Annotated in this window: 7 protein-coding genes, 3 rRNA genes and 1 pseudogene; 9 read left to right on the plus strand and 2 right to left on the minus strand. The window is 61.1% G+C overall.

The genetic code is table 11. The annotated features are described in order from the left end of the window. Positions 1–9 precede the first annotated feature (9 nt). The 9 genes and pseudogenes from CBM2586_RS07885 to CBM2586_RS07920 all read left to right on the plus strand — a co-directional run bounded on the left by CBM2586_RS07885 (position 10) and on the right by CBM2586_RS07920 (position 12,878). Positions 10–1,896, plus strand: a complete 1,887-nt coding sequence (locus CBM2586_RS07885; protein WP_115687183.1) for a sigma-54-dependent Fis family transcriptional regulator — start codon at positions 10–12, stop codon at positions 1,894–1,896. 290 nt (positions 1,897–2,186) lie between these two features. After that, positions 2,187–2,309 carry a hypothetical protein gene (locus CBM2586_RS32415; protein WP_258874940.1) on the plus strand — a complete coding sequence of 41 codons (123 nt, stop codon included), beginning with the start codon at positions 2,187–2,189 and terminating at the stop codon, positions 2,307–2,309. A gap of 18 nt (positions 2,310–2,327) precedes the next feature. Continuing rightward, positions 2,328–3,605, plus strand: a pseudogene (locus tag CBM2586_RS07890) (aldehyde dehydrogenase family protein); the annotation flags it as partial. A gap of 112 nt (positions 3,606–3,717) precedes the next feature. Next, positions 3,718–4,623 (plus strand): transporter, encoded by a 906-nt coding sequence (locus CBM2586_RS07895; protein WP_373424197.1) that lies wholly within the window; start codon positions 3,718–3,720, stop codon positions 4,621–4,623. A 34-nt stretch (positions 4,624–4,657) separates the two neighbouring features. After that, positions 4,658–6,838, plus strand: coding sequence for a PQQ-dependent dehydrogenase, methanol/ethanol family (locus tag CBM2586_RS07900; RefSeq protein WP_115687185.1), 2,181 nt, complete (start codon positions 4,658–4,660; stop codon positions 6,836–6,838). Between the two features lie 544 nt (positions 6,839–7,382). After that, positions 7,383–8,914, plus strand: a 16S ribosomal RNA gene (locus CBM2586_RS07905). A gap of 322 nt (positions 8,915–9,236) precedes the next feature. After that, a 23S ribosomal RNA gene (locus CBM2586_RS07910) occupies positions 9,237–12,111 on the plus strand. A 113-nt stretch (positions 12,112–12,224) separates the two neighbouring features. Then, positions 12,225–12,338, plus strand: a 5S ribosomal RNA gene (gene rrf / locus CBM2586_RS07915). Together the 16S, 23S and 5S rRNA genes form the textbook arrangement of a ribosomal RNA operon. Before the next feature lie 285 nt (positions 12,339–12,623). Further along, positions 12,624–12,878: an RNA-binding protein gene (locus CBM2586_RS07920; protein WP_115662119.1), complete on the plus strand. Its 255-nt coding sequence runs from the start codon at positions 12,624–12,626 to the stop codon at positions 12,876–12,878. 15 nt (positions 12,879–12,893) lie between these two features. Here CBM2586_RS07920 and CBM2586_RS07925 read toward each other — a convergent pair whose 3' ends face one another. Both CBM2586_RS07925 and CBM2586_RS07930 read right to left on the minus strand, forming a co-directional pair. Then, a complete protein-coding gene (locus CBM2586_RS07925; RefSeq protein ID WP_115687186.1) occupies positions 12,894–13,571 on the minus strand; it encodes an SOS response-associated peptidase family protein in 678 nt (225 codons plus the stop codon). Positions 13,572–13,698: 127 nt separating this feature from the next. After that, a complete protein-coding gene (locus CBM2586_RS07930) occupies positions 13,699–14,238 on the minus strand; it encodes a DUF4142 domain-containing protein (protein ID WP_115662117.1) in 540 nt (179 codons plus the stop codon). Positions 14,239–14,309 lie beyond the last annotated feature (71 nt).

The raw sequence follows: 14,309 nt of genomic DNA on the forward strand, positions 1-14,309 counted from the left end.
GACAAGGGAATGAGGCATGCGGCGGATGGCCTGGTACGTGACGTGCAAATCGCGCGGCGGAACTTCTTCGACGGCAAACTGATTCCGCCTGGAACGGTCCCCGAGCTGGTTGCCCGCTCCTGGGGGCGCGCCGCGAGTTCGGGGCTGCGGCCAGAGGATCGTGCCCTGTTCAGCAACTTCGTCACGCATGGCCAGCTGCAGCGGCTCGAGGACGAACACCGTGTGTTGATAGATGCCGCTGGCGAGGACATGGAGATCCTGGCGCGCGCGTTTCCCGCGCAACACTGGCTGGTGTTCTGCACCAACGCGGCAGGCATGATCGTCAGCGCCAGCAGCAGTCCGAGCGCGGCGCCCACCGCTGCGGCCGCAATTCGTGGTGGCAAGCAAGTGTGCGAAGCCGCGCTCGGCACCAATGCCCCTGGCTGCGTGCTGAGCGAAGGGGGCGTGTCGGTGGAGATACGTCGTGGCGAGCATTACCTGAACGAGCTCATCGATGTGGTCTGCGCGGCGGCGCCGATCTACGACTGCCACGACCGGCTGATCGGCGTGCTCGATGTTACCGGCTTCGGCGTGGACCTGCCCGCCTACGCGCTCAGTCGCGTGCAGGCTGCCGCCATGTCGATCGAAAACCGCCTGTACGCGAGGCTGCCGGCTCGCCGCATCGTGCGTCTGCATCACGACCATCGCATGCTGCATACGCCTGCCGAAGGCATTATCGCCATTTCCGACGACGACGTGATCATCGCCGCCAACCGCGCCGCCCGGCAAATGCTTGGCCTGCGCGCCGGTAGCGGCGAGGGCACCGATTTGCGCGAGATTTTTGCCGGCGCTCTGCATGGCGCCCCGGGACCGGCCCTGGCCTCGCTGAGCGCCCGCAGCGGCGAACGCTTCTTCGTTTCGCTGGAGCCGCACGCACGGCGACGCCGCACCGCCGCGGCCATGCCAGCCGGCGGCGCAGGCTGCCGGATTGCCGACGCGGCCCTCGGGCGTGCCTTCGAAAAGGCCGTGACCGTCATCGGCGAGCAGGTCCCGGTGATCCTGCTGGGCGAGACCGGCACCGGCAAGAGCCTGCTGGCGCGCGCGCTGCATGACGCCAGCCGCCCTGGCACCGCCTTTGTTGCGCTGGACTGTTCGTCGATTCCTGAAAGCCTGGCCGAGGCAGAACTGTTCGGCTACGCCGACGGCGCGTTCACAGGCAGCCGCAAGGGCGGCAGCATCGGCAAGATCGAGCAGGCCAACCATGGCACCCTGTTTCTCGACGAGATCGGCGATATGCCGCTGCCGCTGCAGACGCGGCTGCTGAGCGTGCTGCAGGAGCGCAGCCTGATGCGCGTCGGCGGCAGCAAGCCGGTGCCGGTCGATATTTCCGTGATCTGCGCCACCCACCGCAACCTGGACGAACTGGTGCGCCAAGGCAGCTTCCGCCAGGACCTGTTCTACCGCCTGAACGGCATGTCAGTGCGCATGCCGGCGCTGCGCGAGCGCACCGACTTGCCTGAACTTATCGACGCGATCGTGCAGTCGCTGGCGCGCGGCCGCCCGAAGCGGCTCGAAGCCGATGTGATGGCGGTGCTGATGGCGCATCAATGGCCGGGCAACATCCGTGAACTGCACCAGGTGCTGCGTGCCGCCATGGCGCTGTCCGGCGACAGTGAACTGGTGCAACGCGAACACTTCGACGAGGGCTGGCTGACGGTGGCGGCGATCGGCGCGCCGGCTGCCGGCATCTTGCCAGCCAGGCCGGACGCGCAGTCGACCATGCTGGCCGACATGCAGAGCGAGCTGATCCACCGCACCCTGGCAGCGCTCAGCGGCAACCGCTCGCAGGCCGCGCGCGCGCTCGGCACCTCGCGAGCGACCTTGTATCGCAAGCTGGCGCGCAGCAAGTCCGCCTGAGCTATGGCGCTGGTGCGCTTCAGCCCCCCGCAGCCTGTGCAAGGGCTGCGGGGGGTTTTCTTTGCGTGCCAGCAAATTCGGTGTCGCAGCTGTATCGAGACACTGGTTCAGACTGCGACAGGCAGGCGCATCGCCCGCGCCGCGAAGCGGGCAAAGCCTGCGGGATGTCGGGCCATGGCGCAGCCTGCAGGCGCCGGTACACGGCTCAGGCACAGCCTTTGCGTCCAGGGAGCCGAGCGTGCGGCAAACACCGCGCGTACGGAACAAGGGGACCAAAGGAGACCATGCACATGGCAATCAACGCAGCACTGCTGATAGGCGGAAAACTGGTCGAGGGCACAGCCCGCCTCGATGTCATCAACCCGGCCACCGGCCAGGTATTCACTACCGTGTCGTGCGCCACGGAACGCTAGGCGGGCGACGCGGTAGCCGCATCCAGGCAGGCCCAGCCCGGCTGGGCTGCAGCAGGCCTGCCGGCACGGCGCGCGCTGCTGCTTCGCTTTGCGGACGAAATGGGGGCCAATGCCGAGGAGCTGGCGGCCTTGCTGGTGCTGGAACAGGGCAAACCGCTTGCGGAAGCGCATCAGGAACTGGCGTACGCACAAGCCTTCGTCCGGCATCTCGCCGGACTAGAGCTTCCGGTTGAGGTGGTTCAGGACGACACCAGTCATCGCATCGAAATCCATCACAAGCCGCTGGGCGTGGTGGCGGCGATTGCCGCGTGGAATTTCCCGCTGCTGATAGCGGCCTACAAGATCGCTCCCGCACTGCTGCTGGGCAATACGGTCGTGCTCAAGCCCGCGCCGACCACGCCGCTGGCTTCGCTGCGGCTGGGCGCGCTGGCCAAGGACATCTTCCCGCCGGGCGTGCTCAATGTGATCACCGACCGCAACGACCTCGGCGGCTTCCTGACCGCGCACCCTGACGTGGCCAAGGTGTCCTTCACCGGTTCCACCGCAACTGGCAAGAAAGTGATGGAAAGCGCCGGTCCGCGGCTCAAGCGCGTCACGCTGGAGCTGGGCGGGAATGATGGCGCCATCGTGCTCGACGATGCCAGCGTGGCTGAGATCGCACCAAAGATCTTCGCCAGCGCCTTCTACAACTGCGGCCAGGTGTGCCTGGCACTCAAGCGCCTGTACGTGCACGCTTCGATCCATGACGATCTGTGCGAGGCGCTGGCCGACCTGGCCAGTGCAGCGGTGGTCGGCAATGGCGCGGAGCCCGGCGTTGCCATCGGGCCGCTGCAGAACGCCATGCAGTTCGACAAGGCGGGCCGCTTCCTGGCCGCCGCCCGTCGCGACGGCAAGATTCTGACGGGTGGTGCCGCGCTGCGTGGCGACGGCTATTTCGTCGCGCCCACCATTGTGCGCGACTTGCCCGACCACAACGAACTGGTGGCCGAAGAGCAATTCGCGCCGATCCTGCCGGTGCTGAAGTACCACGACATCGACGAGGCGCTGGCGCGCGTCAACGCCTCGCCTTACGGCCTGGCCGGTTCGGTATGGTCGTCCGACCTGCAACGCGCCTACGCGGTGGCGCAGCGGCTCGATGTCGGTACCGCCTGGGTCAACCAGCATCTGCATTTCGGCCCGCATATCCCGCTGGTGGGCGCCAAGGAGTCCGGCCTAGGCGTGGAGTTTGCGGCCGCGGGCCTGGCCGAGTATGCGCAACTGAGCGTGATCAATATCGCGCGCCAGCAAGCGGGCTGAACCGCTTCCCCCCTTGATCGCTTACCTGCTTGCCCGCCGCCCGGGCGGGGCTGCGCGGCAACCTGGCCGTGCCGGCGCACGGGCAAATCCAAATAGAAGAAATGGAGGAGACATGAGGAAGCTACGGACGGCATTCCGCCCGGGGATGCGCTCGGCCCTGCGCCGCAGCGCGGCCGGCGCGGCGCTGCTGCTTGGCGCGGCGCCGGCGCTGGCGATCGACGTGGATGCAGGCGACTACACCGCACTGCCGGCAGGCACCAATCTTGGCCTGCTGTACTACCAGCACGTCGAGCGCGACAAGCTCTACGCCGGCGGCCAGCGCATCGCCGGCGGCAACCTGGATTCGGATATCGGCATCGTGCGCTATGTGCGCTTCATGGAGATCGGTGGCTACACCGTCGACCCGCAGTTCCTGCTGCCGTTCGGCAAGCTGCGCGCGACCGATAACCTCAGCGCGCTTGGCAGCGCCAGCGGCGTGGGTGACCTGATGCTGGCCGCCACGGTCTGGCTGGTGAACCAGCCGGAAAAGAAGCGCTATTTCGGCATCACGCCCTTCCTGTTCGTGCCGGTGGGCAGCTACGACAAGGACCGGCCGCTGAACCTGGGCGAGCATCGCTGGAAGTTCGCGCTGCAGGCGGGCTATATCACCCCGCTGGTCGACAAGTTCACGCTGGAACTGGTCGCCGACGTGACCTTCTTCGGCAGCAACGATAAATTCGGCCCGACCGCTGCCACGCTCCGGCAGGATCCGCTGTTCCAGGGGCAGGCATGGCTGCGCTACCACCTGACCGACAGCTTCGACATCCGCGGCGGGCTGTCATACGCGAGCGGCGGCGAAAGCAAGGTGAACGGCGTATCGCGTAATGACCACACCAATACGTCCAAGTTCTCCGTAGGCATGGCGTGGTTTCCCATGCCTACGGTTCAGGTGCTCGGCACCTATGGACGAGACATCTCGGTACGCAATGGCCCGCGGGAGGGCAGCCGTTTCAACCTTCGTTTGCTCAAGGTGTTCTGACAGAGCCACGAACTGACAGAGAGAGGAGAACAACATGGCAGGACGCAAACAATGCGGGGCGGGCGGGCATGCGCGCACTCTGGCCGCGGTGGCGCTGGCGCTGGTGGCACTGCCCTCTGCGGGCGCGCTTGCGGCGGATGCAGCGGATGTAGCGGCTGGCAGCCGGGCGAAGTCGCTCGCCGCGCATAAAATCCGCGCGGCCACGACGCGCATCGATGGCGCAGCGATTCGCGCCAATGAGGCCAGCACCCCGAACTGGCCTACCTACGGGCTGGATTACGCGGAAACGCGTTTCAGCAAGCTCGACCAGATTCACAGCGGCAACGTCGGAAGCCTCGGCCTGGCCTGGTCCTATGACCTGGAATCGACGCGCGGTGTCGAGGCCACGCCGCTGGTAGTGGACGGCGTGATGTATGTCACGGCGCCGTGGAGCGTGGTCCACGCCATCGACGCGCGCACCGGCAGGAAGTTGTGGAGCTACGATCCCAAGGTGCCGCGCGAGATGGCCTACAAGGGCTGCTGCGACGTCGTCAACCGCGGCGTCGCGCTGCATAAGGGGAAGGTCTATGTCGGCGCGTTCGACGGCAGGCTGATAGCCATCGACGCCGCCACCGGCAAGAAGGTCTGGGAGCAGGACACCATCGTCGACCGCAGCCATTCCTACACCATCACCGGCGCGCCGCGCGTGTACAAGGGCAAGGTCATCATCGGCAATGGAGGCGCAGAATATGGCGCACGCGGCTATATCACCGCCTACGACGCCGAGACCGGCGCCCAGCAGTGGCGCTGGTTTACGGTGCCGGGCGACCCGTCCAGGCCATTCGAGAACGAAGCCATGGCTCGCGCGGCCGGCACCTGGGATCCCGCCGGCAAGTACTGGGTCAACGGCGGCGGCGGCACGGTGTGGAACACCATGGCCTTCGACCCCGATCTCAACCTGATGTACATCGGCACCGGCAATGCCGGTCCCTGGAGCCGCAAGGTGCGCAGTCCCAAGGGCGGCGACAACCTCTATGTGGCCTCGGTGGTGGCACTGAACCCGGACACCGGCGAGTACGTCTGGCACTACCAGGAAACGCCGGGGGACAACTGGGACTACACCTCGACCCAGGACATCATCCTGGCCGACCTGAAAATCGACGGCAGGCTGCGCAAGGTGCTGCTGCACGCGCCCAAGAACGGCTTCTTCTTCGTGGTCGACCGCACCGACGGCAAGTTCATCTCGGCAAAGAACTTCGTCGATGTCAACTGGGCATCTGGCTATGACAAGAATGGACGTCCGATCGAGACGCCGCAGGCGGACACTTCGGGCAGGCCGGTCGATGCCGTGCCCGGACCCTTCGGCGCGCACAACTGGCATGCCATGTCATACAACCCGCGCCTGCGCCTGGCTTATATCCCGGCGCAGCACGTACCGCTGACCCTGGCCGACAACAAGCACTGGGTGCATAACCAGAAGGACTCGCCGGAAGCGCACCGCGGAGTGGGCTGGAACCTCGGCATGCTGGTCAACGCCGAGCCGCCGAAAAGCAAGCCGATGGGACGGCTGATCGCCTGGGACCCGGTCCGGCAGAAGGCGGTCTGGCAGCAGGACTACACCGGACCGTGGAACGGCGGCACGCTGACCACCGCCGGAGAACTGGTGTTCCAGGGCACCGCCGACGGCCGCTTCATCGCCTACCATGCGGCGACCGGCGAGAAGCTGTGGGAGACCCCGACCGGCACCGGGGTGGTGGCGCCGCCGGTCACCTACATGGTCGACGGCAAGCAATATGTGTCGATCGCGGTGGGCTGGGGCGGCGTGTTCGGCCTGAGCACTCGCGCCACCGACCGCAAGGCGCCCGGCACGGTCTACACCTTTGCCATCGGCGGCAAGGCCAAGGCTCCGCCGTCCGCTCCGTATCCGATGGCCGAGTTGCTGCAGGGCGTAAAGTACGATCCCGGCCATGTGCAGGAAGGGCAGAAGCTGTACGTCAACAACTGCGTGTTCTGCCATGGCGTGCCGGGTGTGGACAAGGGCGGCAATATTCCTAACCTGGCTTATGTGGGCTCGGGCCTGATCCAGAACCTGGACAAGATCGTATTCAACGGCCCTTACGTCGGCCAGGGCATGCCGGATTTCCCCGGCAAGCTGAGCGCAGAAGACGTCATCAAGATCCAGGCCTTTATCCAGGGTACGGCCGATGCGGTACGCCCCAAGAAACTGACCGACTGAGGCTCTTGCGGCCGTTCAGGTAAATGCGGGCGACGCCGACGGCACCGCGCCACCGGGCAAATATGACGCGCCTGGTGGGGCGGAACGCCTCTAGGTGACAGAAGAGGCTCTTTTTGTTGCGTGGGATAAAACACTTGCAAGGCACGCATCCAGGCATTAAGATTCGCCCCCTCGTTCGCAAGACATCGCGCAACGGGAAAGGAACGGCGCGCGAGAGTTGACTCGAAAGAGGGCGTCCGGCGCAATAAAGAATTTTTCGAAATCAGTTGCTTAATCGAAAAAATTTCTTTAAAGTCTCGTTCCTTCGCTGCTGACAACGCAGCGCGCTGAACGGCAAAGCCGGGCGGCGAAGTTCTTTAACAAACAAACAACCGATAAGTGTGGGCGCTTGATAGCGGATGCGAAAGACTTCGGTCTTTTAGCTTAAAAGTTATACAGTGCTCGCACAGCAAAACGTGACCGGGTCTTCGGATCTGGTCAGTCAGTTTTCTGAGAGTGAGCGACCGCTCGAAAGAGCGAGGGTCTTCGGACCCACACAGAGATTGAACTGAAGAGTTTGATCCTGGCTCAGATTGAACGCTGGCGGCATGCCTTACACATGCAAGTCGAACGGCAGCGCGGGCTTCGGCCTGGCGGCGAGTGGCGAACGGGTGAGTAATACATCGGAACGTGCCCTGTCGTGGGGGATAACTAGTCGAAAGATTAGCTAATACCGCATACGACCTGAGGGTGAAAGCGGGGGACCGCAAGGCCTCGCGCGACAGGAGCGGCCGATGTCTGATTAGCTAGTTGGTGGGGTAAAGGCCCACCAAGGCGACGATCAGTAGCTGGTCTGAGAGGACGATCAGCCACACTGGGACTGAGACACGGCCCAGACTCCTACGGGAGGCAGCAGTGGGGAATTTTGGACAATGGGGGCAACCCTGATCCAGCAATGCCGCGTGTGTGAAGAAGGCCTTCGGGTTGTAAAGCACTTTTGTCCGGAAAGAAATGGCGCTGGTTAATACCCGGCGTCGATGACGGTACCGGAAGAATAAGCACCGGCTAACTACGTGCCAGCAGCCGCGGTAATACGTAGGGTGCGAGCGTTAATCGGAATTACTGGGCGTAAAGCGTGCGCAGGCGGTTTGATAAGACAGGCGTGAAATCCCCGAGCTCAACTTGGGAATGGCGCTTGTGACTGTCAGGCTAGAGTATGTCAGAGGGGGGTAGAATTCCACGTGTAGCAGTGAAATGCGTAGAGATGTGGAGGAATACCGATGGCGAAGGCAGCCCCCTGGGACGTCACTGACGCTCATGCACGAAAGCGTGGGGAGCAAACAGGATTAGATACCCTGGTAGTCCACGCCCTAAACGATGTCAACTAGTTGTTGGGGATTCATTTCTTCAGTAACGTAGCTAACGCGTGAAGTTGACCGCCTGGGGAGTACGGTCGCAAGATTAAAACTCAAAGGAATTGACGGGGACCCGCACAAGCGGTGGATGATGTGGATTAATTCGATGCAACGCGAAAAACCTTACCTACCCTTGACATGCCACTAACGAAGCAGAGATGCATTAGGTGCCCGAAAGGGAAAGTGGACACAGGTGCTGCATGGCTGTCGTCAGCTCGTGTCGTGAGATGTTGGGTTAAGTCCCGCAACGAGCGCAACCCTTGTCTCTAGTTGCTACGAAAGGGCACTCTAGAGAGACTGCCGGTGACAAACCGGAGGAAGGTGGGGATGACGTCAAGTCCTCATGGCCCTTATGGGTAGGGCTTCACACGTCATACAATGGTGCGTACAGAGGGTTGCCAACCCGCGAGGGGGAGCTAATCCCAGAAAACGCATCGTAGTCCGGATCGTAGTCTGCAACTCGACTACGTGAAGCTGGAATCGCTAGTAATCGCGGATCAGCATGCCGCGGTGAATACGTTCCCGGGTCTTGTACACACCGCCCGTCACACCATGGGAGTGGGTTTTGCCAGAAGTAGTTAGCCTAACCGCAAGGAGGGCGATTACCACGGCAGGGTTCATGACTGGGGTGAAGTCGTAACAAGGTAGCCGTATCGGAAGGTGCGGCTGGATCACCTCCTTTCAGAGCGTGCAGCCAACGTTGAGCGTCCACACTTATCGGTAGTTTGTTGGTTAAGGCCAGGTGGCCAAATGCAAGCGCTTAGCATTGAGCGTTTGCATTTGGCATTGCCAAGCGATCGCAAGATCGGCTGTTCTTTAACAATATGGGATGTAGTAAAGGTGTCACGGTGCGTTGATGAGACGCACATGTAGTTTAACGTGATACCGGGTTGTGATTGTATCAACCAAAATGTATTTAAGTGATCGAAAGATGACTTGGAATACGGCACAAATGCGAGAACTCAACCTGTAGTGAGCGTGTCGATGAGACACACTTGTTATAGGGTCAAGCGAACAAGTGCATGTGGTGGATGCCTTGGCGATCACAGGCGATGAAGGACGCGGTAGCCTGCGAAAAGCTTCGGGGAGCTGGCAAACAAGCTTTGATCCGGAGATGTCCGAATGGGGAAACCCGGCCCGTATGGGTCATCCCACACTGAATCCATAGGTGTGGGAAGCGAACGCGGCGAACTGAAACATCTAAGTAGCTGCAGGAACAGAAATCAACCGAGATTCCCAAAGTAGTGGCGAACGAAATGGGAAGAGCCTTGCACTCTTTAGCAAGACTGTTAGCAAAACGGGATGGAAAGCCCGGCCATAGCAGGTGATAGCCCTGTATGCGAAAACAGACTTGTGGAACTAGGTGTGCGACAAGTAGGGCGGGACACGTGAAATCCTGTCTGAAGATGGGGGGACCATCCTCCAAGGCTAAATACTCGTGATCGACCGATAGTGAACCAGTACCGTGAGGGAAAGGCGAAAAGAACCCCGGGAGGGGAGTGAAATAGATCCTGAAACCGCATGCATACAAACAGTCGGAGCCTCGTAAGGGGTGACGGCGTACCTTTTGTATAATGGGTCAGCGACTTACATTCAGTGGCAAGCTTAACCGATTAGGGAAGGCGTAGCGAAAGCGAGTCCGAACAGGGCGTTGAGTCGCTGGGTGTAGACCCGAAACCAGATGATCTATCCATGGCCAGGTTGAAGGTGCGGTAACACGTACTGGAGGACCGAACCCACTAACGTTGAAAAGTTAGGGGATGAGCTGTGGATAGGGGTGAAAGGCTAAACAAATCTGGAAATAGCTGGTTCTCTCCGAAAACTATTTAGGTAGTGCCTCGTGTCTCACCTTCGGGGGTAGAGCACTGTCATGGTTGGGGGGTCTATTGCTGATTACCCCGCCATAGCAAACTCCGAATACCGAAGAGTGCAATCACGGGAGACAGACATCGGGTGCTAACGTCCGGTGTCAAGAGGGAAACAACCCAGACCGCCAGCTAAGGTCCCCAAATATAGCTAAGTGGGAAACGAAGTGGGAAGGCTAAAACAGTCAGGAGGTTGGCTTAGAAGCAGCCACCCTTTAAAGAAAGCGTAATAGCTCACTGATCGAGTCGTCCTGCGCGGAAGATGTAACGGGGCTAAGCTATATACCGAAGCTGCGGACGCACGCAAGTGCGTGGTAGGAGAGCGTTCTGTAAGCCTGTGAAGGTGTCTTGTAAAGGATGCTGGAGGTATCAGAAGTGCGAATGCTGACATGAGTAGCGATAAAGGGGGTGAAAGGCCCCCTCGCCGTAAGCCCAAGGTTTCCTACGCAACGTTCATCGGCGTAGGGTGAGTCGGCCCCTAAGGCGAGGCAGAGATGCGTAGCTGATGGGAAGCAGGTTAATATTCCTGCACCGTCGTATGATGCGATGGGGGGACGGATCGCGGAAGGTTGTCCGGGTGTTGGAAGTCCCGGTCCCTGCATTGGAGAAGGCGCTCAGGCAAATCCGGGCGCGGAATTCAAGAGTGTGGGGCGAGCGGCCTAGTGCTGCGAAGCAATTGGAAGTGGTTCCAAGAAAAGCCTCTAAGCTTCAGTCATACGAGACCGTACCGCAAACCGACACAGGTGGGCGAGATGAGTATTCTAAGGCGCTTGAGAGAACTCGGGAGAAGGAACTCGGCAAATTGGTACCGTAACTTCGGATAAGGTACGCCCTGGTAGCTTGACTGGCCTGCGCCAGAAGGGTGAAGGGGTTGCAATAAAATGGTGGCTGCGACTGTTTAATAAAAACACAGCACTCTGCAAACACGAAAGTGGACGTATAGGGTGTGACGCCTGCCCGGTGCCGGAAGATTAAATGATGGGGTGCAAGCTCTTGATTGAAGTCCCGGTAAACGGCGGCCGTAACTATAACGGTCCTAAGGTAGCGAAATTCCTTGTCGGGTAAGTTCCGACCTGCACGAATGGCGTAACGATGGCCACACTGTCTCCTCCCGAGACTCAGCGAAGTTGAAGTGTTTGTGATGATGCAATCTCCCCGCGGCTAGACGGAAAGACCCCATGAACCTTTACTGTAGCTTTGCATTGGACTTTGAACCGATCTGTGTAGGATAGGTGGGAGGCTTTGAAGCGTGGACGCTAGTCTACGTGGAGCCGTCCTTGAAATACCACCCTGGTTTGTTTGAGGTTCTAACCTTGGCCCGTGAATCCGGGTCGGGGACAGTGCATGGTAGGCAGTTTGACTGGGGCGGTCTCCTCCCAAAGTGTAACGGAGGAGTTCGAAGGTACGCTTGGTACGGTCGGACATCGTACCTAAAGTGCAATGGCAAAAGCGTGCTTAACTGCGAGACCGACAAGTCGAGCAGGTGCGAAAGCAGGACATAGTGATCCGGTGGTTCTGAATGGAAGGGCCATCGCTCAACGGATAAAAGGTACTCTGGGGATAACAGGCTGATACCGCCCAAGAGTTCATATCGACGGCGGTGTTTGGCACCTCGATGTCGGCTCATCTCATCCTGGGGTAGCCGGTCCCAAGGGTATGGCTGTTCGCCATTTAAAGAGGTACGTGAGCTGGGTTTAAAACGTCGTGAGACAGTTTGGTCCCTATCTGCCGTGGGCGTTGGAATCTTGACGGGGGCTGCTCCTAGTACGAGAGGACCGGAGTGGACGTACCGCTGGTGTACCTGTTGTCTCGCCAGAGGCATCGCAGGGTAGCTATGTACGGAAGAGATAACCGCTGAAAGCATCTAAGCGGGAAACTCGCCTGAAGATGAGGATTCCCTGGCGGCTTGACCGCCTTGAAGGGTCGTTCGAGACCAGGACGTTGATAGGCTGGGTGTGGAAGCGCAGTAATGCGTTAAGCTAACCAGTACTAATTGCCCGTAAGGCTTGATCCTATAACCAGTGTGTTTCACCTGGTGAGCGATCGCCTTGTGCCTCGATACACACACAACCGACACTACATCCCGATTCGTGACGCTGTCCCACGACAGCGCCACAACCCCTCATGCCTGGTGACCATAGCGAGTTGGAACCACCCCTTCCCATCCCGAACAGGTCCGTGAAACGACTCCGCGCCGATGATAGTGCGGATTACCCGTGTGAAAGTAGGTCATCGCCAGGCTCTTATTGTGCAAAACCCCTCGACAGCGTGTGCTGCGAGGGGTTTTGTCTTTGGCGCGGCCAGACGCCGGCCGCCACCCGCCCTGGCGTGAGCTCGGCATCGGCATGGATTATTTGCAAGCCCTGCCGGTGCTGGTAAAGGAATTCGTTCAATCTTGGCAGTGCAAAAGGCGATGGCTGGCAGCGGCTTGGCGCGAAGGCATGAACGGCGTCCTGCAGCGACGGTGCCGAGATGCTAACCTCCAAGCAGGCACCCGCCGTCATCTTTGCAATTGGGAGAGAGAAAATGAGCCGCCTGCTGCTCAGCAATATCGACCCCGACACCTCGGACGAAGAGATCCAGGCGTTCCTGGAAAAATACGGATTTCCGCCGTTCGACAGTCTCGAGCACGAGGACGGCGACGGCACGCATCCGGCCGTGCTGTTGAACTTCGGCAGTCTCGATTCCGCAGTGCTGGGCAAGCTGCAGCAACGCATCGACCATATGTACTGGAAGAAGCGCCAGCTGAGCGCTTCCATCCTGCATGACCGTTTCGCGTAGGCGGCGATAGCGCGGCTACAGCGACAGCGCACCAAGGCCGTCCGTGCCGGAGTCCTCGGTGGAGGGGGGCGGGAGCGGGTCTGGCACAGCCATCATTTTCTCGGCCGGGTAGAGCGCCATGAAGCTTCGCGCCAGTTCAGGGTCCCGGCATGCGAGCCATGCCCCCCACTGCAGGTGCGGAATCATCACGACCGACCGTTTTTCCTTGCCCGGCGCATGCATCAGCTTCATCACCGCATGGCCCGGTGCGCTCACCGTGAACATGGCGAAGGAATACGATCCATCCGGCCATTGCCTCCACAGTCCGGCAATGCCGAGGGCCGGCTCGTCCGGTAGCCAGATCCGGTACCGCATCCAGCCCTGGCCGGCGACGTAGCACGGCTCGTAAATGGCCATCGCAGGCACCAGGCAAAACTGGGTGCGATGCCACGCGCTGCACGACGCTCGCCGGTCGCCGACGCTCTCGGCGCGGACGTTCATGGTTTCAAAATCCCGCGCGCCGTGGACGTGGCGCGAGCGTGGCACGAGACCAAAGGTGGCCAGCAAAGATTCGCGCCGGCCGCCTGCATCCGTACGGATGATCGGCGCGGCCTCGCCCGCACATATTTCCGGCTTCCATGTGCCAGGCGGCGGCTCGGCCTCGAACACCTCGCGCAGCACAGGGCCAGTCACTGCGGCGAAATTGGTACACACGATCTTGCCTCCCCGACGTCAGATGCCTTGCCTGATGCACCGGTCAGCCGCGATTCGCCACACCTGTTCAACTGGCGGCGCGAAGGGAAGGGCGGGCGTAGCTCCAGCTGACCGGCATTGCGCTCAGCTATCGCGATACCTCCGACGCCATCTTCCTGGCCGATTCCAGATGGTGCTCGAGTGTGGGCAAGGTCTTCTTGGCGAAATCGCGTACATCGCTGTCGCGCGCGTCGCTTGCGGCCTTGCGGAACAGCGCCACCGCATCATTGTGCGCCTTGACGCCGACCTCGTCGGCGTACTGCTTGTCGAAGGTGGCGCCTTGGAGTGCGCCCATTGCTTCCAGCTTCTTCTGATCTGCGGGAGCCGGGGTGGTCGGCAATTGCACGCCCTTGGCGTTAGCCAGCCGCTTGAGGTCTTCCGCCGCGGCGCGGTGGTCCTGCAGCATCTGCCCGGCAAAACGCTTGACCGCGCCACTGGTGGCCTTGCTTTCGGCCAGCTTGCTGGCATCGATCTCCATCTGGCCTGCCTGTGCCGCCTTGTTCATGAACTCCACATCGCCAGCCGGTGGCGCGGCGTACAGGCCGCTCGTCAGGCAAAGCAATATCGCCGCAAGCGCGGCTGTGGCATGGCGGCCAGGGCGGCCGGGCTCGCGTGCATCGCATGGCATGACTGTCTCCTGAACGGGCAACCATACCCGCCCTTGCAACAATCATGCCGCCATACCGGGCGGTTCCGGCC

This window comes from Cupriavidus taiwanensis, from assembly GCF_900250115.1.
Lineage (GTDB): Bacteria > Pseudomonadota > Gammaproteobacteria > Burkholderiales > Burkholderiaceae > Cupriavidus > Cupriavidus taiwanensis_B.

Excerpts from the sequence above, each read along its gene's own strand:
- CBM2586_RS32415 (WP_258874940.1), top strand. The coding sequence starts at position 2,187 with ATGGCAATCAACGCAGCACTGCTGATAGGCGGAAAACTGGTCGAGGGC.
- CBM2586_RS07930 (WP_115662117.1), bottom strand. The coding sequence starts at position 14,238 with ATGCCATGCGATGCACGCGAGCCCGGCCGCCCTGGCCGCCATGCCACA.
- CBM2586_RS07920 (WP_115662119.1), top strand. The coding sequence starts at position 12,624 with ATGAGCCGCCTGCTGCTCAGCAATATCGACCCCGACACCTCGGACGAA.
- CBM2586_RS07900 (WP_115687185.1), top strand. The coding sequence starts at position 4,658 with ATGGCAGGACGCAAACAATGCGGGGCGGGCGGGCATGCGCGCACTCTG.
- CBM2586_RS07895 (WP_373424197.1), top strand. The coding sequence starts at position 3,718 with ATGAGGAAGCTACGGACGGCATTCCGCCCGGGGATGCGCTCGGCCCTG.
- CBM2586_RS07885 (WP_115687183.1), top strand. The coding sequence starts at position 10 with ATGAGGCATGCGGCGGATGGCCTGGTACGTGACGTGCAAATCGCGCGG.